The organism is Paraburkholderia sp. BCC1876, from assembly GCF_902833695.1.
Taxonomy (GTDB): Bacteria; Pseudomonadota; Gammaproteobacteria; order Burkholderiales; family Burkholderiaceae; genus Paraburkholderia.
This window is the reverse complement of the sequence record NZ_CADFGI010000008.1, coordinates 109,336-129,960: the sequence shown is the minus strand read 5'-3', so window position 1 is coordinate 129,960 and position 20,625 is coordinate 109,336. Positions and strand designations below refer to the sequence as shown.

At 61.2% G+C, this 20,625-nt stretch carries 18 protein-coding genes and 2 pseudogenes; 5 read left to right on the top strand and 15 right to left on the bottom strand.

Annotation, left to right across the window (positions count from 1 at the left end; translation table 11 throughout):
- Positions 1-6 precede the first annotated feature (6 nt).
- The 3 genes from HWY05_RS26345 to HWY05_RS26335 all read right to left on the bottom strand — a co-directional run bounded on the left by HWY05_RS26345 (position 7) and on the right by HWY05_RS26335 (position 2,272).
- The gene (locus HWY05_RS26345) at positions 7-1,296 is read right to left on the bottom strand and encodes a divalent metal cation transporter (protein ID WP_176060129.1); all 1,290 of its coding nucleotides are present in this window, start codon (positions 1,294-1,296) and stop codon (positions 7-9) included.
- 42 nt (positions 1,297-1,338) lie between these two features.
- Entirely contained in the window at positions 1,339-1,890 is a 552-nt protein-coding gene (locus tag HWY05_RS26340; RefSeq protein WP_176060128.1) for a general stress protein, read from the bottom strand.
- A 79-nt stretch (positions 1,891-1,969) separates the two neighbouring features.
- Entirely contained in the window at positions 1,970-2,272 is a 303-nt protein-coding gene (locus HWY05_RS26335; RefSeq protein WP_176060127.1) for a hypothetical protein, read from the bottom strand.
- A gap of 577 nt (positions 2,273-2,849) precedes the next feature.
- On the opposite strand from HWY05_RS26335, the gene HWY05_RS26330 reads away from it, so the two are divergent.
- Positions 2,850-3,569, top strand: coding sequence for a Crp/Fnr family transcriptional regulator (locus HWY05_RS26330; RefSeq protein WP_176060126.1), 720 nt, complete (start codon positions 2,850-2,852; stop codon positions 3,567-3,569).
- Positions 3,570-3,939: 370 nt separating this feature from the next.
- On the opposite strand, the gene HWY05_RS26325 is transcribed toward HWY05_RS26330, so the two are convergent.
- From HWY05_RS26325 to HWY05_RS26275, 11 genes and pseudogenes are all read right to left on the bottom strand, one after another.
- The gene (locus tag HWY05_RS26325) at positions 3,940-5,646 is read right to left on the bottom strand and encodes a site-specific integrase (RefSeq protein ID WP_176060125.1); all 1,707 of its coding nucleotides are present in this window, start codon (positions 5,644-5,646) and stop codon (positions 3,940-3,942) included.
- Between the two features lie 94 nt (positions 5,647-5,740).
- The gene (locus HWY05_RS26320; RefSeq protein WP_176060124.1) at positions 5,741-6,400 is read right to left on the bottom strand and encodes a hypothetical protein; all 660 of its coding nucleotides are present in this window, start codon (positions 6,398-6,400) and stop codon (positions 5,741-5,743) included.
- Positions 6,366-7,346 carry an ATP-binding protein gene (locus HWY05_RS26315; RefSeq protein WP_176060123.1) on the bottom strand — a complete coding sequence of 327 codons (981 nt, stop codon included), beginning with the start codon at positions 7,344-7,346 and terminating at the stop codon, positions 6,366-6,368. Before HWY05_RS26315 ends, HWY05_RS26320 begins: the two co-directional genes overlap by 35 nt.
- Before the next feature lie 27 nt (positions 7,347-7,373).
- A complete protein-coding gene (locus HWY05_RS26310; RefSeq protein ID WP_176060122.1) occupies positions 7,374-9,371 on the bottom strand; it encodes a DDE-type integrase/transposase/recombinase in 1,998 nt (665 codons plus the stop codon).
- Positions 9,368-9,997, bottom strand: coding sequence for a hypothetical protein (locus HWY05_RS26305; protein ID WP_176060121.1), 630 nt, complete (start codon positions 9,995-9,997; stop codon positions 9,368-9,370). The genes HWY05_RS26310 and HWY05_RS26305 overlap by 4 nt, the downstream gene beginning before the upstream one ends.
- A 679-nt stretch (positions 9,998-10,676) precedes the next feature.
- The gene (locus tag HWY05_RS26300) at positions 10,677-11,117 is read right to left on the bottom strand and encodes an SET domain-containing protein-lysine N-methyltransferase (protein ID WP_176060343.1); all 441 of its coding nucleotides are present in this window, start codon (positions 11,115-11,117) and stop codon (positions 10,677-10,679) included.
- 571 nt (positions 11,118-11,688) lie between these two features.
- Positions 11,689-11,939 (bottom strand): annotated as a pseudogene (locus HWY05_RS38425) (HU family DNA-binding protein); the annotation flags it as partial.
- Positions 11,940-12,218 carry an HU family DNA-binding protein gene (locus HWY05_RS26290; protein ID WP_176060120.1) on the bottom strand — a complete coding sequence of 93 codons (279 nt, stop codon included), beginning with the start codon at positions 12,216-12,218 and terminating at the stop codon, positions 11,940-11,942.
- A gap of 518 nt (positions 12,219-12,736) precedes the next feature.
- Positions 12,737-13,183 carry an SET domain-containing protein gene (locus HWY05_RS26285; RefSeq protein ID WP_176060119.1) on the bottom strand — a complete coding sequence of 149 codons (447 nt, stop codon included), beginning with the start codon at positions 13,181-13,183 and terminating at the stop codon, positions 12,737-12,739.
- A gap of 67 nt (positions 13,184-13,250) precedes the next feature.
- Positions 13,251-13,604, bottom strand: coding sequence for a hypothetical protein (locus HWY05_RS26280; protein ID WP_176060118.1), 354 nt, complete (start codon positions 13,602-13,604; stop codon positions 13,251-13,253).
- Between the two features lie 34 nt (positions 13,605-13,638).
- A complete protein-coding gene (locus HWY05_RS26275; protein ID WP_176060117.1) occupies positions 13,639-14,673 on the bottom strand; it encodes a DNA-binding protein in 1,035 nt (344 codons plus the stop codon).
- Between the two features lie 165 nt (positions 14,674-14,838).
- Between HWY05_RS26275 and HWY05_RS26270 the strand changes: the two genes are divergently transcribed.
- The 4 genes from HWY05_RS26270 (at position 14,839) to HWY05_RS26250 (ending at position 19,916) form a co-directional block, all read left to right on the top strand.
- Positions 14,839-16,014 carry a tyrosine-type recombinase/integrase gene (locus HWY05_RS26270; RefSeq protein WP_176060116.1) on the top strand — a complete coding sequence of 392 codons (1,176 nt, stop codon included), beginning with the start codon at positions 14,839-14,841 and terminating at the stop codon, positions 16,012-16,014.
- A 668-nt stretch (positions 16,015-16,682) separates the two neighbouring features.
- A complete protein-coding gene (locus HWY05_RS26260) occupies positions 16,683-17,936 on the top strand; it encodes a tyrosine-type recombinase/integrase (RefSeq protein ID WP_176060114.1) in 1,254 nt (417 codons plus the stop codon).
- A complete protein-coding gene (locus HWY05_RS26255; RefSeq protein ID WP_176060113.1) occupies positions 17,933-18,910 on the top strand; it encodes a tyrosine-type recombinase/integrase in 978 nt (325 codons plus the stop codon). Before HWY05_RS26260 ends, HWY05_RS26255 begins: the two co-directional genes overlap by 4 nt.
- Positions 18,903-19,916 carry a tyrosine-type recombinase/integrase gene (locus HWY05_RS26250; RefSeq protein ID WP_176060112.1) on the top strand — a complete coding sequence of 338 codons (1,014 nt, stop codon included), beginning with the start codon at positions 18,903-18,905 and terminating at the stop codon, positions 19,914-19,916. Before HWY05_RS26255 ends, HWY05_RS26250 begins: the two co-directional genes overlap by 8 nt.
- Positions 19,917-20,177: 261 nt before the next feature.
- On the opposite strand, the pseudogene HWY05_RS38740 reads toward HWY05_RS26250, so the two are convergent.
- Positions 20,178-20,378, bottom strand: a pseudogene (locus HWY05_RS38740) (carboxylesterase); the annotation flags it as partial.
- Positions 20,379-20,625: the final 247 nt, after the last annotated feature.

Genomic DNA, 20,625 nt, shown 5'->3' with positions numbered 1-20,625 from the left:
GGTTCCTCACCCAATCCAGGTGGCAGCCATCGCCACGACGGTTGCGGCCATTACGCCGGTCGCTACCCAGCCGAGGGTACGTAGCACGGGCGGCAGCGTAAAGCCGGACATGATGCGGGTACGCATCGAGAGATGCATCATGACGATCATCACGGGCACCGCGACGATACCATTGAGGACTGCACTCCAGTAGAGCGCCTTCACCGGATCGATTGATGTGAAGTTCAGGCCGGCACCGATTGCCGTCGCCACGGCGATCACGCCGTAGAATGCCTTCGCCTGCGACGGCAGACGCGCAAGGCCCACTCGCCATGCGAACAATTCGCCCACCGCATAGGCACCTGATCCGGCCAGCACAGGCAGTGTTAGCAAACCGGTGCCGACAATGCCGGCCGCGAACACAACGAACGTGAATGGTCCTGCGATGGCACGCAGCGCTTCCGCTGCCTGAGCCGAAGTCTGAATATCGGTGACCCCGTGCGCATGCAAAGTCGTCGCCGTCGTCACGACAATGAAGAACGCAATCACATTTGAGAGCGCCATGCCGAGGTAGGTGTCGATGCGAATCCGCGCGAACTCCGTGGGCGCTTCCCATGGCGCGTGGGTCAACGGATGCGCGCCGGGTCGTTCCTTTTCGTCTTCGACTTCCTGCTCGGCCTGCCAGAAAAACAGATAGGGGCTGATTGTCGTACCCATGACCGCGACGATGGCGACGAGGTAATCCGGCTTGATGGATAACGGCGGCAGCAAGACAGCCCAGCCCACCTGATTCCATGGAACTTTGACGACAAAGGCGCAGACCACATAGCTGAACAGCGACAGGCACAGCCATTTGAGAACCGAGACATAGCGTGCATAGCGCGTGAACACTTCCAGCACCACCGACAGCAGCCCGAATCCGCACACATAAAGTAGTGCGGGACCCGAGATCAGCAGTTTGAGCGCCGCACCCATCGCGCCAAGGTCCGCACCCAGGTTGATGATGTTCGCGACGAGCAGCAATGCGACTACGCTGGTCGAAAGCCATTGCGGATAGTGCTCACGCAGATTGCCTGCGATGCCGCTGCCAGTCACCCGCCCGATGCGTGCGCTGATTTCCTGGATCGCGGCCATCAACGGATAGCTGAACAGGAGTGTCCACGCAAGGCCATAGCCGAATTGAGCGCCGACCTGTGAATACGTCGCGATACCGCTCGGATCGTCGTCTGAAGCGCCGGTGATGAGCCCCGGGCCCATCACCTGCAAAAGCTTTGGGCGCGTCGGCTGCTTGACCGGTTCGCGGGTGAGGGTATCCATAAAAGGGGTGCTCCTGATGGCTGGCGAGGCCGTACCGGCCCCTCAGGCAGTTTCGGGTGTGGCAGGCTCGGTGGGTGTGACGCCTTCGTGCGAATCGAGACGGGTCGGTTGATGGGTCACGAGAACGGCTTTTGCGCGCGCCATCTCATCCGGCGTGCCGTGGGCCATCACGATGAATCCATCGGCTTTGATGGCGGCCTCGTAGTGGACCACGCTTTCTTTCGGCAGTCCCGCATTGACGAATGTTGCGCCTAAAGCGCTGAGGGTGCCGACAACAACAGCCCCTTCGACCGCCGACACGATGACAACAGCGAGATGGCCCAGCACCACGATCGGGCCAAGCACCGGAATCGTCAGAAACACGCCGCCCATCAGCAGACCCCACAGGCCGCCCCAGAACGCGCCGTATTTGCCCCACATCTTCATACGATCGCCGATCGTGTAGAGACCGACGATCTTTTCCTCGGTGTGATAGCCCTTGCCGACCACACTGAAATTTTTCATATCGAAGCCGCTGTCTATCAGCTTGCGCACGGCAGCATCGGCTTTGTGGTGGTCATCGAAGACCGCGATTACGACGTCATAGGGAGTCATGCGATTGATCCTTGAAACGATGGGAAGTAGGCGAACTATTGCGACAGCTCACAGTAAGATCTGGACGTGCGGCCCCGCGCTATTTCAGATTGTTGAGCTCGGCACGTGCAAGCGTCTCAGCCGATTTCCATGCAACATCTTCACATTCAAAGAAAGTGTCGAGTTTGACGATGAGTTCATTGTTCTTTGCTGCGCCTTTCGGAACGACACACACGCTCGCTATCCAACCATCGGCAATATGGTTTCTGACGGTCATGTAAGCGTCGTGTGTCTTGCTTGAGATGATTCTGTCTTCCATAGCGTCGCCCGTTTGATTAAACAACAGCCGCACTGGCCGTCGTCGCTGCCGGAAAGCTTGCGGTTCGTGGACAACCAGCAGCATTGCTCTTAATCCGCTACGACTCGTCTGTCGGCGCCGACATCCGGTCAATATCCGTGCTTGCCGTAAAAAACTCGTCCGGGCATAACTTTCTCCCCGCTGGTCGGCGATATGAGACACGATACGCCCACTGAGAAAGAAAGCGGTACGACAACGTACAAAGCCCTGTCTATGTTCAAACGCACAATCCGCCTTGATCTTCACGGCCTCTTTTTGATAGCAGGCAGCCTCCGGTTCTCCGACGCTTGCCGCAATCATCAGACTTGATTGAACGTCACGGTGTTTTGCGCAACTTGGTCGTTCTCGCCAATTTGATTGTCTGTGTTCGTGCAATGCGCATGGACAGGTGTGCCGCAGAGCATAGTCATGCCAGGGCGCGGATCGGCGCCGTAATTTCGGCGTGACTTATAATCTGCTGTGTACCGGCCAGATTTTGATTTGCGCTACGATTGCCCCATGGTGACGTGCTGCGGTAGGGTCCGCAAACGTGTCGGAGCATTCTTCCTCCTATCCATACTTACCCGTCAGGGAATCGTCGGCGAAAGTGGCGTGGTTCCCGGCGAACTGCGGAGAGTGCGCAATGTCTCAAGATCATCGTCAACACGAAAATCATCTGCTGGCGGTGTTGCCAGACCTGGAGTGGGGGCGAGTGCGTCCCCATCTGGAGGCCGTGGATATGCCGCTTGGCAAAGTCGTCTACGAATCCGGCGATCGCCTCAACTACGTCTATTTTCCGACCACCTGCATCGTGTCGCTGCTGTATGTGATGGAGGACGGTGCGTCCGCCGAAATCGCGATCGTCGGCAACGAAGGGCTCATCGGCATCGCGCTTTTCATGGGGGGCGAGACCACGCCCAGCCGGGCGGTCGTGCAAAGCGCGGGCAATGCGTACCGCCTGGACGCTCAAATCCTGAAGGCCGAATTTCATCGTGCCGGTCCTGTCCAGCGCCTTTTGCTCCGCTATACGCAGGCGCTGATCACCCAGATGGCGCAGACTGCTGTGTGTAACCGACATCATTCAATCGACCAGCAGTTGTGCAGGTGGCTGCTGCTCAGTATCGACCGTCTCTCTTCGAACGAACTGAAGATGACGCAGGAACTGATCGCCAATATGCTGGGCGTGCGCCGATCCGGTGTCACTGAGGCCGCGTTGAAATTGCAGGATGCAGGCCTGATTCGCTACAGCCACGGGCACATCGAGGTACTGGACAGACCGGGACTTGAAACACGAGTGTGCGAATGCTACGGCGTAGTGAAGCGCGAGTTCGACCGGCTGTTACCCGCTTTGAAAGCACTATAGAAATGGCGTGAGCGCGCCTCAGTGCAAATTCAGTTTCATGAAAGAGCTGGACGGGGAGCAAAGAAAAGAATTGCAGCTGTGGTGCCGCTTTGCGGCGCATTACGAAGTCATTGAAACGGGGGATTCGAGTCGACGAGTTTGTCAATGCATCAAGCACCGGTCGGGCTGCTCGACGCCGCAGCAGTGAGCAATCCGCCACATTGCTGACGAAGAACACAGGCCGCCTCAATGGCGGCAATGGCCGATAACTCACCGAGCAAACCAGCGAGGCGAGCGTCCGCTGCACTCCGGAAGCGGTCGTGGCGGTGTGGAAACTCAGAACGGCAGTTGTGGGTCGAACTGGGACATTGGGTCGATGCGGGTAAGCTCGCTATCGTGCTTCAAACGCCTGACTCATCTGGCGGGCACGCTTGACCTCGTCGCTCTGCAGGTAAATCGAGGTCGTCGCGATTGATGCATGGCGCAGGTTATCGCGCACTGTAGTCAACTCGGCGCCGCGGGCGAGAGCATGTGTTGCGTGGGTGTGGCGAGTCCAATGCGGGCTGGCTCGCCGCAATTTTTCTACGACAACAGGATGGTCAGTGCCGATCACATCAGCGGCCAGCCGGAAGAACCGCCGCATTACGTGCCACAGGCGGGTACCAGTAATGCCCGTTCTGCTGTCATCGCCGAGGCTAGCAATAAGCGCCGTCTTGGGCTCCCAGCGCGTCGGCGTGACAGTTATCCGACGCTGTATGAGATACCGGTCGAGCGCCGTGCGTGCCAGCGGCGGCAGCGCGACCTTGCCGGGGCGACTACCCTTCCCGACCAGATGCAGCCAGTGATCGCCATGCTCGCTAACGCGGACGTCGCCGAGTGTGGCACCGACAAGCTCACCCGCGCGCAGCCCGGTCGCGTAGGCAAAGTCGAGCAGGAAGCGCAGCCGCTGCGCTGCCGGCTCCGACCAGCCGTACGACCACTCGAGCCCCTCGGCGATCACGCGTATCAGCACCCATTCACCTTCGGTGAAGCCGCGTGCCGTGTCGAGTGGCGTCAAGCGCGTCCTGCCGCGTACTTTGACGCCGGCAAAGGGGTTTGCGAGCACATAGCGCTGCTCGATGAGCCAGCGGAAAAGCGCCCCCAGCACCGACAGTGCGTAGGCGGTCGAGCGTGCTGAGAGATTGGTGGCAAACGGCCGCCAATCAGGCGCGGTGCGCGGCCGCGGTGGCCCGACCCAGCGCTCGCGCGGCGTCGGCCGGCGCAGAAACGCCCGGTATGCGATCGCGTCTTCGGTCGTCAGCGACGACAAGGCGCGACCGCGCTCGACGACAGCCCACAGGATCAGCCTTTCAGCCTCCTTGCGATAGGCGCGGTGAGTGGTCGGTGTCTCGTGCAGGGCAAGCCACGCATGCACGGCGTCGTAGTCGTTGTTCGCGTCGAGTGTGCAGGCCTGGTGCGGAGCGCGGAACGTGCCGGCCGAGCCGTCGACCTGGTGGGGCAGCCGCAAGCGCTCCCACGGCACAACAACACCCGGCGTGGCTACGGCAATCAACGCACGAGCCCGCGCCGTCAACTGCGGATGGCCTGCAAAAAAAGACTCGATCTGTTGGGCGCCAGTTTGTCCAAGACCGGCGATCGCGCGCCACCAGCCGCGCCGGCGCGGCACGCGCACGGTCAGGTCCGCGAGCGTCGCGATGCCGTGGTAACGCAGCGCTCGCGCCGCACGTGGCGTCAACCATAGGCCGACGTCGTCGGTGATCTGCGGCTCCGGAACAGGGAGAACGCGCAAGAGCTCGATCGCGTGCGCAACCGCCCTAGCTTGAGCCACCCGGTCGTTTACAGGGTGCTCGAGGAGTGCAACCAGATCGGCACGCTGGCGCTGCTGGGCGAATTCGATTATCTGCCGCCGGATGCTGCCGATAAGACCGCGGGCGGACGCCCCGATTGCCCGCGCATTTGGCAGGTAACGGTCCACTGCAGCCCGCGGGGAAAGTCCCGCATACCAACCACGCAGCGCCGCGAGCCGATCTGCATCGGGAAATGCGCCGAATTGTGAGATGGGGGCGGAAGCGGCGGCCGGGGTGAGACGCGTTTTCATGGATTACAGTTTAGGTCGAAAATCCGACTAGTACGATAAGAAGGATTATCTGAATAGACGGCCTTTTCGACGTCGATGAAGACGCCAATCTACGTTAAGGGCGGCCCAGACATTGCTCGAAATACCGGCGCGTGAATGCCTTGCGGTGATCCGTTTTCATCGGGTGCGCCCTGTTCGGGGTCCAGCCCCGTCCACCATAACTCGCACGACAACACGTGCAGCGGTACGCTGCTTCCAGGAGTTGTACGCTCACCCGATACGGCGCCTCGTAGCCGCAGCTCCGACATGCTGTCTCCAATGGCCGACGATGGGCGGGACAGACACCGATGCTCTCCATCTGATGGAGCACGCTGTGGTAACCGATCGCCACGCAGCGGCGGCAGAAGCGGAACGCTGGGTTATAGCGGCGCCGCCCGGACGACTGCAGCAGTGCTGCGCGCAGCGTTCTGACAGGCACAGGAAGGCTTTCGCGCAATCGCGCGATATCGACTCGGCCCAGCTCCGGCACAATGCCCTCGTAGGGATCGACGTCCGGCCCCATCAGTCGCGCGACAACATGGCCAGGCAGCGCATTGGCCTTCTCGAATTTCCACAATATCGAGACGAGCGACTCGCAGGGATCGAGCCATTCCTTACTGAAGATGTAGCCCAGCGCAGGCGTTAGCTTGCGCTCGTCAAGTGTGAGGATCGGAAAACGCGGCGCCCGCAGCAATGCTGCGCTACGCTGCGGCGACGAGAACGCGGCCGGTTGCATGACGGGACTGGACGTAGCCGCAGTGATGGACCGCATGCGCCCATAGCGCAGCATCTGGCGTGTATTGAAGGCCGTCCTTCAGCTCACTCTCCTTGAGCACGATCTCGACAGCCCTGGCGAACGACTCCATGGGTATCTCGAGTTTTCCGGGCAGATTCGCCCGATGGTGTGCAGTCTCAAACGCGTGCCACAGAACGCCTGCGTCGCTGACAAGACGATATCCAGTCTCGAATGCGCGAGGGACGTAAAAGCGGGTGAAGCTCCAGTCGCTGCCCTCCGGGTAAGCCGTCCTGTCATAGCCGTCAAGACAGGTAGCCACCTCCTCCGCGTCGCGTATACCGTAGAAAGACAGCTCGTCGACCATCAGCCGCGCGACGATCTGCGTCTTTCCGGCGATCTGCAGGCCGGTCTTCTGCGCAAGAAGCTCCTGCTGGCCAACCAGAAACGTGAACAGCTTGATCTGCTGACGGTCCAGTGCGTCGTGGACATCACGCAGCCACTCATATTCGTTCTCGTTGTAGCGTTGCGCCTCGTCGCAAAAAAGCAGTACGGTTCCGCTGCCCGCGCGGGCGGCCGCCTCGCGTATTCTTAGCGAGAGTCGCATCCGCTTCGACGGGTTCGAACCGGCGTTCGGATCGGGATCCCCAACGGCCTCGAGCAGGTTTGCAAAGAATGGGCCTTCGGCATGCCTGGGCTTATGCTCGCACTGCGCATGGTAGCTGGTCATCTTCGGATAGTTGCGCGCCAGCAGTAGTCTCACGTACTCAATCGCCCGCGTCTTGCCGATGCGGGATGGCCCGTAGATCAGCGCACCCATGATCCTGTAGTGCAGACACCGGACCACGAGTTCGTAGAAAGCCTGGATCGCCGGAGTCGCAATGCGGTAGTTGCCGGTAGCAAGCGGATGCAGCGATGGATCGATCGGTCTCGGAAGGTCAACTGACACGATGTACCTCCAGTTTTTGGTGATGGCTTAGAACACCTGGCCTGAGCCGATCGAAAGCTTGCGCACGCGAACCCCTTTGCGAGGGGGCGTTACCAGGGTCACGTCCGTGGGCGCTTGAATAACGGACGCAACAGCGGGTGGCGCAGGCGGCGCCGCGGAGCGAACTGGCCCGGCTGGCGTGCGAACGGTCGGCGCACCTGCCAGTACCCGGACGGTCTGCGCCAGGTCATTCGCCGCCCGCCGGCTCTTCTTCGCCTGCGCGAGTTTGGCCTGGACATACGCTTCAATAGGATTCGAGTCAATTTCGCCACGGGGTCGCCGTCTGCCGCGCAACTTGAGGATTTCCTGCCGCAGCTTCAGGTTATGTGGCATCACGCCCCAAGCACCTTGCGCATTCAGGACACCCAACTCGGTGCCGTCTGGCAGGAACGCCCGCACGCTACGCAGATCGTCCGCGTTCAGGTACACCAGCAGTTTCCTGCCTATCAACTGGGTGCTGGCAGCCAGGGCGTCGTTCGTATAACGAACCCCATACAGGTTGATATGCGGGCGCACGCCTTGCGGCAGATACGCACGGACACTGCAGTGGCGCGCGGACTGCATCAGGCACAGCGTGCGACGATGGTGTCCAGCGAGCCATGTCACCATTACCTGTTTGCCACGAATGAAATACTCCATCGCCTCGAGGGGCGTGACATTGTTCAGGCCGGCATGCGGGGTACCGTGGTAGCTTGCGATCGAATATTCAATCAGCTCCTCCAGCTCATCGAGCGACACGTAAAGGCGCAGGTTGCCCTTCGGATCGGCCAGTTCACGCCGGAGGTCGCGCGGATGGGAACCCGTATACCCAGGCAACCGCGAAGAAAGCCGGCTGGCCACTGTTCCGAAGAATCGCTCGATGTATGGACGCTCGTCCGGGCTGTACTTCGGCCCAGCATCCACACAGCAGCCAACAAACTCACAAAGCGCTGTGAGCGTCTCATGCGCCAGATTCGCCTTCGCGTTGTCGAGCCTGATCCACTCCCACGTCGTCCACGCCAGCTCGGGCAAACGATGTGACGCAAAGCCTTCATGCGGACTATAGTCAAGTCCGGGTATCGAAAATGACCGCTGCGGATGAGGCTCAAGCGCCTTCTCTACAGTCTTGATCACGTCGTAGCGACTGTATTCGCGCGCAAGGACGATGTGGTGGCCCAACACCATCCGCGTGCAAACGTCGATGATCACCAGCAACCATACCCGTTCAATCTCGAATTCGTGTTCGAAGCCCAGCGGATCGCGCACAAGTACCTTCAGACGGACGTCGAGCCGGTGCCCGTCAAACTCGACAACCTGATACGGCCGCGTCGCAGCCGGCGTTGCATTCTCGTCGTGCCGGGGCAGACCTTTCAGATGCGAAGCACCCGCCGAACGCGCAGCGGCCCCGAAACTGCGCAGCATCTCCGCTTTCAGTCGCTGGGATAGCGAGCGGATCGCGTGACCCGCCGTGTTGAAGGGATAGTCCGCCGCCGTAAGTCCAACAGCTCGACATTGCCGCAGAAACTCGTCATGCATCGACCGCAGGCCTCGCAAGCGCGTGCGAAGACGGCCTTCCGTGCCGACCTGTTGTAGCAGTACCCGGCGTTGTTTCACCTGTAAGAGCAGCCACGCTGCCAGCGCCGGATATCGCTCAAATAGCAGCGACAAGGCACCTGCGGCACCACGGCTGCCGCGCTCACCGTGAACCTTTACGGGACTTGTCCTGACATACTCCGAAATCCGCACGTGTTTCAAAAGCCCGCGAAACCCGAAGATGCGTCCGTCAGGATGCTGTGCCAATCCCCTGTCAAGCAAACGATAGAGTTGTCTTCTGTTCACGCCTGTCGCCAGCTCGATATCCTCGATAAACTCTCCTTGCGCATAACGCTCGACGGCATCCACACGAAGCTGGAAAGAGCGACGCTCTTCTTCACCGAATTCGGTATAGGCGACGCCGGGCCATGTCGCAACGTCCAAGGTCTGAAAATCAGCGCGTCGCCGGTTCACGACGGTTCTCCAACAGCGACAAACTCCGTGAGCAGCGACAATTCGTGCGTGCGTAGTTCCGGCGCCTGCACACGGCCGGCATGCAGCAAGCCGAAAACCGCAGAACGCACCAGCACCGGATCCCCAGTCGTGAACTCGCGCTCAATCGAAAGTAGCCGGTGCGGACGAGCGACAAACCGCTCAATCGCGCTACTGAGCGATGGAGGGATGAGGCCACGCGTGGCAACGAGGCAAGGGAGCATCCGCTTCCAGTTCGCGATCCATACGCGAGAGGCGGCGATTTCAGATGACTGAACTGACCTGAGCGCCAGCCCTGCTTTATCGAGAACGGTGTCTGGTTTTGCAGGAGACTCGGAGATCGAATCGAATAGGATAACTAACTCCTGACGATCAAAGTAACGCGCCCAGAAATCCGCGAGATAGCGTTTCCCTTCAGCCTGGATAAAACCCGGTCTCTCACAGAACGCGGTGACCGCTGGATCTGCCTCAAGAATTACCCACTGCTCAAACGCGGACTGGCGGTACAGCGTCAGTCGTCGGTCCGCCTTCAGGCTGAACGCTTCAAGGCGATGGGCGCCGCGAGGACGGTCGAGGGCGATAGGCCGATAATCGAGAATATTGTCCATCAGATCAGTGGCTTACGGAGAAAATTCGAAGTCTAGGACGCGAATTGACAAATTTAATGCGGACTTATGCGAATTGACGACTTTATTTCGTTCGGACTGGCATTAAAAATGTCAACTCGTGCCGTGGAACTCAGTCTTCACAAGCGTTCTGGATTGACAGATTTATTGCGTTCTACGCCGATCGAGCTGCGGCGCCAGAACCAATCAAACGTAGCCGTCAGTTTGCGAGCATTTGTCCCGCGAATGCTATCTGCATGACAAGGACACTGCGACCGCCTTCGGGCGACGCGGCCTAACGCCGGCACCTTCACGCGGACCGCGTTCCCGATTCGCCTCCGTCCGCACCGGCATCAAAGGATGCATCCGATGGGTGTATGCCACCGTTTTTTCACTATCTGTGGCAGTAGTTTTGCACTTACTTGGCGCAGTTTTCACTTTCCGTGGCACGCGACAGCTTCGACGTCACCACCAATCGTCGAGCTCCGGCGGCATCTGTTTCTTCGCGTTGGCGCCAGGAGCACCGTCGGATATATTTCCCTTTGGCGAGGGTGGCTTCAGCACACATCGAGATGGAAAATCACATCCACGCCGAGCCGGGCAAATCCATTACTCTCCCGCTTCGGACTCCCGGCGCTTTTCGGGATCGTGATGCTGCCAACAGGCTCTCCCGCCCCCCTCCTTACGCTGCGTCGGCCAGCATCGAGTGACGACAGTCCGCCGCGGCGCACCGGCACGCATACTGCGCCCGGACGTCTTCATCCAGCGGATCGTCAGTGGCAAGCAGATATTCAATGAACAGTTCTTCGCCAGCCTCGATCGACCGCAGCGTGTGGATGAAAATCCGCCCCTGAACTTCGATGGTCTCGCAGTTGGGCGCGCACGCGTGATTGAGCCAGCGCGCGCTGTTACCGCCACGGCTGCCATCGATCACCCGCCCATCCGACAGCCCGAAAAGAAACGTATGGCCTTCGACGCCTTCGCGCTGATGACGGCGCACCGCATTGCGCCACGAGGTGACTTCACCCTTGTACTCAAGCACCCGCTCTCCTGCCGCGAGTGCACGCATGGCGAACACGCCTTTACCGTGAACTGGAGACCGCCGGACAATCACGCGCCGCATACTCTTTCCTATCCCGATGTCAGCGGCAGTATACGAGCAGCAAATTTCCGCATCCAGTGCGATGGGATGCCCACGCACTTGCGACTTTCGGGCACCGGCGGCCATATCGAAGCTGGAGCGTCGAGGTGTCTGATGCGCAGGCATCCCGGAATGACCAACCGGTCGGCCCGCGAAGAGACCCCGCTTCAGAAAAGCTGATTCCCCAGCTCACGCAGGCTGACCCACTTCACCGTGCTCACAAAGGTCCTGCCTGTGGTGTCAAGCGATTCGATCATCGCGCGTTGCCCGCGGGCTTCCGCAATGACGCGCACGATTCGCGTCCGGTAGCGCAGTAACGCACCGATCGTTGGGCACGAGATTTCGCGCCGGGTCCGCGATAGATTCTTTGCCATACGGCTATCTATATCGATGTGCAGAGAACGCAGGGGCCGCAGTACGTCGCGGCATCTCGCACTGATGCTGCCAGGCCGACTGGCCGGGGTCCAGGCTCTGCCCGATCACGCCGTGTCGTCGCTGCCGCCAGTACCTGCAGCGGATCTCTGCCGACGGCTTGCGTCCGGTCCCAGACGCCGTTCACGGCGTCCTTGAACGCCTTGCCCGCCGTGAACCTCACCGTCTTCGCAGCCGGGATCCGGATCTCGGCGCCGGTCACCGGATTTCGGCCGACCCGCGCGGCGCGCGCGCCCGTCGAAAACGAGCCTAACCGCGAAGCTGCACGGTGTCGCCCTTCGTCACTTCGCGGATGATAGCCGCGATCACCGCATCGATTGCCTCGCCGGTTGCTGCCTTGCTCCCGCCGGTCTTCGCGGCGACCGCTAGCTGTTACTTACCGTTGACGGCGTCCTTGAACGCCTTGCCCGCCGTGAACTTGACCGTCTTCGCTGCGGGGATCTGGATTTCGGCGCCGGTCGCCGGATTGCGGCCAACCCGTGCGGCGCGCGCGCCCGTCGAAAACGACCCGAAGCCGATCAGCTGGACCGTATCGCCCTTCGTCACCGCGCCGGTGATCGCGGCGATCACGGCGTCAATCATCTCGCCGGTCGCTGCCTTGCTTTCATCTGTTACGGCCGCGACTGCATCCACCAGTTCCTGCTTGTTCATTGCTGCTTCCTCGTTGTGGTTGTGATGCCGCCACCCTACCCGATCGGCGCGCATTCGCGCAATCACTCCCGGCGGCCGGATCAGCCGCAGTGCACCGGGTGACCCAGGCGTAACCGGGCCGCGGGGAAGCGTCCCGGTACGGCTTTCCGCGGGATTCGCAGACGTGATGGATCGACGCGCGCCTCCGTGTCCGAAAATGAAGGGGTAGATAGCGCGGACTATCTACCCCTCTCAATTCACTGGCGGCTGTGAGAACGGCTGCGCGTCGTTCATTCCGGCGCTTTCCGGTCGTTTCAATGCTGATAAGTCGTATTATCAGCATTGCATTTAATGGTCTAAAATGGGGGCAGGGCGCATCGCGCCCCGCTGGCTATGGCCTCTCCGTCGCCGGCATCCCCAAGGTAACGAGGCGTGAATGTCGCAAGTGCCGGTCGATGTACGTGCATTGAAGGAAAAGTAGCAGCAGTACAGAAGTAAAAGTAGAACCGGCATTGCGAACGCGTCCGGCAGGGCGCTTGCTATTCGCTCACCAAGGTCAGCATCGAACCAGTACACCGCTTCGTTCCACAGTGGCAGGCGTAGTCGGCGAGAATATCGGGAGTAATCGCATCATCGACCGTGAGTCCATAGGCGATAAAAAGCTCGTCGCCCGGCATCACGCCCCTGAGCGTCTCGATAAAAACCCGCCCGCGCCCGTCCTCGATCGCCTCGCAGTTTGGCTGGCATGAGTGGTTCAGCCAGCGCGCGCTGTTGCCCCCGAGGCTGCCGTCGATCACCCGTCCGTCGGCCAGTCCAAAAATGAACGTGTGGCCCGGCATGCCGGAGCGCCGGTAGCGGGCAGAGGCCCGTCGCCACGATGTCACCTCACCGCGATATTCGAAGATCCGCTGCCCGGCTGGAATCGCCTGTAGCGCGGAGACACCTCGCCCATGAACCGATGATTTCCTGACCGTCACGCGTCGCACTTCTGACTCCTGATCCGTTGAAGCCTGCGAGCATAGTGAGCAGCGCGGCGCGCGGCAACCGGCACCGTCAGAACAGGCCGGTCTGCCTGGGATCACGTGGCGGCGGTTGGGGTACGTCAGTCCGCCTGGTTTGTCCACGTTTGCCGCGCCTGCCTCCGACCCGCCGTAGCCGTGCCAGCATCAGGAATCCCACTACCCCATCGTAGAAGCGCAGCTCGAACACGGCGGTTTCGCCGGACGGACACGGTGCGGTTGCGCGGAACGACAGGCGAAGACCCCGCCGTTTCGCGCGGGCCATCATCTGCGTCCGGCTCATGCCGTGCCAGCAATCCGCCATGAAGCGCGTCACGATCCCGGGCAGGGATTCGTGAGCAACGCCTTCGGGAAGCGTCAGCCCGGCGAGCAGGTAGATATCAGCCATGCAGCCCATTCCTTCGCGGCGGATTACCCGACATTTATACCGTTTTTTTGCGACGCGTGGCGCCTTTGGCGGCCGGCACCGTGCGCGACGATCGGGTGGGCCGCGGTGCCGTCCGGACGCCAGCCGATGCGGACGACGCCTGGTTTTCCCGCGCACGCGTTCCGGCCTCCCGCAGCGTCATCATCTCCGCCTGCAGCCGCAGGGTCTCCGCCTGAGCAGCATCCAGCCGCCCCTGCAGCACGCCTGCCTGATGACGCGCGTCGCCCAGTTGCGCCTGCATGGTTTCCAATGCACGGCGGTGGTCGTCGTCCTTCCGGTCCGCGCGACGCGTAGCGTCGTTCAGTTCCTTGTGCAGCTTCGTTGCGGTATTCCGCTCGCGGTCGATCTCGAGCAGCGCCCGCTTCTCCGACGCTCGCAGGCGTTCCTCCGCGCGTTCAGCCGCTTCCCGCAGTTTCTCCAGATCACGCGAAAACCCTTCCCTCACCTCCACCAGCTCGCGATCGCGCGCGGCCAGTGCCGCCCTGAGGCGCGCCAGTTCTGCCTCGAGCGCCTGTCGCTGCGCATGCCCTTCGGCCTGCGCCCTGTCCAGCTCCCGCACCTCGACCTGCGCGGCGAGTAGCGCGGCGGTGCGCTGCTCGAGCGCCGTCTCGACGCGACCCAGTTCGTCGCGGGCGGCGATCACCAGCTGCTGCGATTCAGTACGCTGCGCCTCGACTTCGTCACGGAGCGCGTCGAGCGCGGTGCCGGCCGCCGCAGTGGCGCGCGTCCAGAGGGTCGCGACCAGTTCACCGGCGACCGCACCGAGATCGGCAGGCAGGTCCGGGTGCTCGATACGCACCCGACTCTTCTCGCGAAGTTCTGTCCAGAACTCGCCAAGCACGGCGGTTGGCGTACCCATGCTCCCCCGCTTCACGAGCTGGTACAGCCGGTTCGCGGTCGGCGTGATGCCATGGCGGAAGAACAGCAGCGCGCAGACCTCACGATACAGCTCGCGCGTTCTGGGGAATTCCGCTTTCAGGCGCTCGATGTCGGCGGCCAGCGCCGCATCGGAGGACAGGACGTCGCTCATGAAGTTTCCGTTGGACGATTTTTTTAATATTACTACGTAAACCGATAGATATCTAATTACCAGTGGACCATATTTTGACATTAATCCTATAATGTTGAATTTTTTGGACCGGGTTCGATCATAATTACGTCCACGCCAGCAACCCGGACCGCCGCCCTCTGCACCATGACCACCGCCCTGCCCGCCCCGCGCCCGATCGATGCGCTGGAACTGTCCCCCGACCTTGATGGCCGTTACGGCACGAACCGCGCCAACGGACGCATGCAGGTCGCCGCCGACACCGATCTCGACGCGCTACGCGCGTGGCTCGCCCGCTTCGCCGATACGAAAACCACCTTTGACAACTACCGCAAGGAAGCCGAACGGCTGCTGCTATGGTCGGTCCTGCAGATGGGCAAACCGCTCTCCTCGCTCACGCACGAGGACCTGCTGGTCTACCAGCACTTCCTCGCCGATCCCCAGCCCTCCGCGCGGTGGACCGCTGACGGCGGGCGCAAACACCCCCGCAACGATCTGCGCTGGCGGCCGTTCTATGGTCCGCTTTCCGCGACCAGCCAGCGCCAGGCGATGGTGATCCTCAACGTCATGTTCGCGTGGCTCGTGCAGGCCGGCTATCTGGCCGGCAATCCGCTGTCGCTTTCGCGTCAACGCGCCCGAAGGGCCAGGCCGCGCATCGTCCGGTATCTGTCACCCGAGCTGTGGCTCGAGGTCAAGACCTACATTCAGGGCATGCCCGTGCAGACCGCCCGCGAGCGCGAACACCACGCACGCGTGCGCTGGCTTTTTACCCTGCTCTATCTGGGCGGTCTGCGCATCACGGAGGTCGGGACGAACACGATGGGACAGTTTTTCCGGCGCGCTGACGAAAACGGCACGGATCGCTGGTGGCTCGAAGTGATGGGCAAAGGTGGCAAGGAGCGGCTGGTGCCCGCCACCGCGGAAATGATGGTCGAGCTTGGCACCTACCGGCAGGCACGCGGACTACCGCGACTGCCCTCGCCGGGCGAGGACACGCCGCTCGTGCTTCCGGTGGGCCAGTCGCTCAAGCCGCTCACGCGCGCCGCGTTGCACCGGATCGTGAAGGATGTTTTTGGCGGTGCGGCGCAATCCCTGCGCGCAGGAGGCGAGGAGCACGCTCAACGGGCGGAGCGTCTCGAACAGGCATCGGCGCACTGGTTGCGTCACAGCGCCGGGTCCCACATGGCCGACCAGCAGCTGGATCTGCGACTCGTGCGGGATAACCTCGGGCACGCGTCACTGACGACGACCAGTCAGTATCTTCACGTCGATGACGATCGCCGGCATCGGGAGACCGATGAGAAACACCGTATTGGGTGGTGACGGCTGGCTGCCTGCCTGAACCAACTGCAGCCTACCGGCTGATCGCGATATCGTCGGCGGTGAGCCGGATGGGTTCACCGGGACGCAGGCGGGCCGTTCTTTCGGCAACTGCGATAATGCGGCGCCGCCCGGCCGCAAATGCGTTCAGCATGCGGATCGGGGCGGCGTCCTCGGTCAGCCAGAATTGCGCGTCGAGCGCCTCCCGCGTAGGTGCGCAGGCGACATCGCTAGGGCTTTGACTTCCTGTCACCTGTTTTCAATTTACCGGATGGCTACAGAAGAGCTGCGTTCAGCGGATGGACGCCTGGACCGCTCGCGGTATAGATCTCTCTCACCACACCTGGAGACGGGTTTGCAGTTGAGGGGGACGCAGGAGTGCTGGACAGTTAGTTGCGTGCGTCGGTTTGAAATTGATCTCCAAGGTGAGTCTTTACGGGAGTGGCGAATTGCTGACGGTCACGGCACCACACAGCGGAACGGAACGGCAGCTTTCTGCATCGGCGAACTCACACTTTCGACCCCTATGCGCAGGTCACAACTATGCGGAGATTTTACCGGGGCACGTGGTGGGTGCAGCGGCGACGTGGCCTTGGCGAGGTTGATCTGTGGATATCTGGACATAGTTTCCGCGGCGGATTGAAGTGGTGGTCTCACTTTAGGAGACTGCCATGGCGAACACCCGATCACATCAACTCACCGGCTTCGACTGGCTCGCCCAAGGGCCGCTCGCCCCGCACGTTGATGCGTTTAAGCGGTATCTGACTGAGTGTGGCTACGCTACGCACACATTTGCCAACTGCATGGGCGCAATTGCCCACTTTGCTCAGTGGTTACACGGTCGCCGTCTGCGCGTTGCACGCATCAATGAGGCAGTAGTTGTCGAATTTCTTGACGATCATCTTCCTCGATGCCACTGCACTGGCCCGGTTCAGCGAGATCGACGCGGTCTGAGCGCTGCCTTGGGCCATTTACTTGTTGTGTTACGCGCTCAAGGTGTTGTGGCCCCACCCAGGTTACACAGAACCCCGGTAGACGAGGAGTTGCTCTGTTACGACGAGTACATGGATCATGTGCGTGGCTTGGCACCCAAGACCCGGGAGATGGCCCTACGCATCGTGGGGCGACTGCTGGCATCGCGCTTCGCCGACGGCGTGATCGACCTCACGGCCGTCAGGTCAGACCATGTCCGGCGCTTCTTCGCGCAACAGGCTAAGCTCTACAGCAAGCCGGTAAACTCCGGTGCGGTGGTCGCAGCGCTGCGCGGGTACTTTCGTTATCGCGCTTCGCTTGGTGACGCTGTGCACGGGTTGATTGGCACGGTTTCCTATCCCGCCAACTGGCAGTTAGCATCACTTCCCAAGACCTTGAGCGCCGAGGAAGTCGAGCAACTGATCGGTTCACTCGGTAAGCCAGGACGCTCTCTGCGCCGCGCCGACGCTATCGTACGCTGCGCGCTCGATCTCGGTCTTCGCAGCGGTGAGGTCGCCCGGCTTAGCCTCGACGACATCGACTGGCGCGCTGGCACGATCGTGCTGCGTCATACAAAGGGTCGCCGCGCCGACGTATTGCCATTACCGGCGGCCACTGCAAAGGCGATCGCAGCTTACCTGAAGTACGAACGCCCCAAGACGCGCAACCGTGCAGTCTTCGTGCGCCATGTCGCACCACGCGATCAGCCAGTCGGCCCGGACTGCATACGCAAGACCATTCGTCAGGCCTTCAAGAGGGCTGGGTTGCCCTACACGCGCTCGCACCTGCTTCGGCACACGATGGCCAATCGGCTACTGGCAGGCGGATCTTCCCTCAAGGAGGTCGCCGACGTCCTGCGTCACCGCTCGCTGAACACCACGCTGATCTACGCGAAGCTCGACAGCCGGAAGCTGGTCGAGGTCGCCTTGCCGTGGCCAGGGAGCCCAACATGAGCACCGCCGCCTCCCTACAACGGCTCGTTGAGCGCTACCTGAACGAGCGTCGCCAACTGGGCTTTGCCATGAACACTTCGGTCTACGCTCTACGCAGCTTCGCGCATCATATTCAGGCCGTTGGTTATCGAGGACCATTGACCGTGGAAGTCATGGCCGAATGGGCCCGATGCGACAGCCACGCCAGTACAGACCCATGCACCTGGGCTCGCAGGCTGAAGCAGTTGCATTCCTTCATGCGGTGGTTGCAGCAATTCGAGCCGCGTACCGAAGTCCCCGACGATGCGATCTTCGGTCGGCTACCGGAGCGGCAGGCTCCGCACATCTACAGTGAACGTGAGATTGTCGATCTGCTGGCCGCGGCGCGGCGGTTGGGTCCGGCCCCTGGCTTGCGGGGTGCCGTCTATGAAACGCTGTTCGGTCTGCTTGCGAGTACTGGCCTGCGCATCTCGGAAGCGCTGGCACTGCACAACTCCGACGTTGACCTGAAACGCGGCGTGCTCACCATTGAACGGACCAAGTTCGCCAAGTCGCGTCAGGTACCGATGCACCCGAGCACGGTTGAAGCACTACGTCGCTATCGCTGGGTGCGTGACGTTGCCGGCGTGTCTGCGCAAACCGATGCCCCGTTCTTCGTCGCCACGCGTGGGCGACGACGGGGTTTGCCTCTGGACAGACGCCACGTGGAACGTGTCTTCGTCGGCCTGCGCAAGCAACTGAACTGGCGTAACCGTGGCACTCACCATGCCCCGCGAATCCACGATCTGAGGCATACCTTTATAGTGCGCCGCATCGTCCTGTGGCAAGCGCAGGGCATCGACATCGACCAGTCCATGCTGTCGCTATCGACCTACGTTGGGCACGCGATGGTCACCAACACCTACTGGTACCTCTCGGCGGTGCCGCAGTTGATGTCGTTGGCCGCAAGGCGCTTCGAGTCATTCGCGTCGCAGGCGGAGGCTTCCGATGCGTAATGCCACCATACCGAAACCGCCGTCGTTCGCCGCGCTGGTCCAGCAGTTCTTCACCGAGTATCTCGTCGCGCAGCGTGCGCTCAGTCCGCGTACAGTGGCCTGCTACCGCGATGCACTGACGCTGTTCCTGGATTTCGCCAGCCATAAGCTGGGCAAGGCGCCGACCGCCTTACGGCTGACCGACATCCAGCCCGAGATGATTCTGGCGTTCCTGGACCATCTGGAGCACGATCGACACAACGCGATTCGTAGCCGCAACCTGAGGCTGACTGCTTTACGCGCATTCCTGAAGTTCGCCGGCCGGCGTGACGTGACCTCGCTTCACGTCGTCGAACGAGCATTGGCAGTCCCTATGAAGCGCTTTGAGCGTCCAATGCTGGAGTTCCTCACACGCGACGAGATGGTTGCGCTGCTGGGACAGCCGGGCAACACGTGGTCCTCGCAGCGTGACCACTTGCTGTTGGCGTTGCTCTACAACACCGGTGCACGGGTCTCGGAGATCATCGGCGTGCGTGTGATGGATATCGTGCTCGACGGTGCCCCCTGCGTCCACCTTCGCGGCAAGGGTCGCAAGCAGCGATCAGTACCTTTGTGGAAGACCACTGTGCAAGAAATCCGCGCCTGGCTACGCCTGAATCCGACACTCCATGACGAGGCGGCATTGCTGCCTAATCGCGATGGGCAGGCGATGTCCAGGTCAAACGTCGCACAGCGTCTGACACTCGCTGTTAACCGGGCATCCGCCCAAGAGCCCAGCCTGTTGAAGAAACACGTTTCGCCTCACACCGTGCGCCACACCGTGGCAATGCATCTGCTGCAGTCCGGCGTGTCCTTCAACGTCATCGCGCTTTGGCTTGGCCACGAGAGCACCAACACCACTCACCGCTACGTCGAAGCTGACCTCGCAATGAAAGAGAAGGCGCTTGCACGACTTGAACCGCCCGCTACCACCATGCGCCGGTTCAAGGCGCCAGACTCACTCATGCAGTTCCTGCGGACGCTATAACTATGCACAGATGGTATCGGTCCGAATCCTCACTGGATCTAGGCCGGTACCGTGGATCTCGTGGCATGTGTGCATAGTTGCGACCTGCGCATAGGGGTCGCTATGCAGAGATTTGCATAGCGGCCCAATGGCGACGATGGTCGAATCTCGCCAAACGGCCGCTTACTCGCTAGGTTGGGACGTTCAATAGAGCGACTGCAGGATTGGCCCGCTCGATCGTTCGCCGTGAGACCGCGAGGTCACCGATCCGGCTGCCCCGCACTAATCGAAAAGCTGGGGCTGTGGGGCGATCCATTTTCCATTGAGAATTTCGGCACGTGGACGATAGGGCCGGAGCGTATAGTTCCAGCCGTTCATTGTCGGCAGGCAGTTCGTGATCTTGCCATCGCACCCTCCGAACTGGACGGTAACAGAGCCGTCAGCGTCCGTTTTCGATGTGATGTTATTCAGCGAATAGGCGTTGTACTCGTTCTTCTCGAACTACTTCGCTCCTACGCCCCTCGGCTCAGCGTGCCCCTGAGCCCGTTTATCGCGAGTGCTGCAATGGCATTCAGTTCCGTTTCGGTCATTGCTAACGCACTAAGGTTAAGAACGGCACGCATTTAGTGCGGCGAACACGAGCGACAGCGATCGCTTTACAACGGGCGCCGGTATTTTCGCTGCCCTTTGACCCGTGGGTACGTCGCGAGCGTTCGCACCTTCCTGCGGT